At 63.7% G+C, this 317-nt stretch carries 1 protein-coding gene; it reads left to right on the top strand.

Going from position 1 to position 317, the window contains the following annotated elements; translation table 11 throughout:
- The coding region (locus tag DC53_RS00010; protein ID WP_033032874.1) for an ABC transporter permease subunit at window positions 1–317 on the top strand (317 nt) is incomplete at both ends.

Below are 317 nucleotides of genomic sequence, written 5' to 3'. Positions count from 1 at the left end.
AGCTGGGCGTTGCGGTGCCCAATTTCTGGTTTGCTATGATCCTGGTTCTGGTCTTTGCCATCAACCTACGCTGGTTTGGCGCGGGTGGCTTTGCCGGATGGGATGACGGGCTTGGCACAGCCCTGCATTCGCTGACTCTGCCCGCCATCGCCCTGGCCCTGCCACAGGCGGCCATCCTGGCCCGTGTCATGCGCTCCGCCCTGCTGGATATCTTAGGCGAAGACTTCATGCGCACCGCCCGTGCCAGGGGGCTCACCCGTCGGCAAGCATTGTGGCGCCACGGGCTGCGCAATGCGATGATTCCGGTGCTCACCATC

It is taken from the genome of Pseudoalteromonas fuliginea (genome assembly GCF_000690055.1).
GTDB lineage: Bacteria > Pseudomonadota > Gammaproteobacteria > Enterobacterales > Alteromonadaceae > Pseudoalteromonas > Pseudoalteromonas fuliginea.
This window is presented reverse-complemented; position numbering and strand designations above follow the sequence as displayed.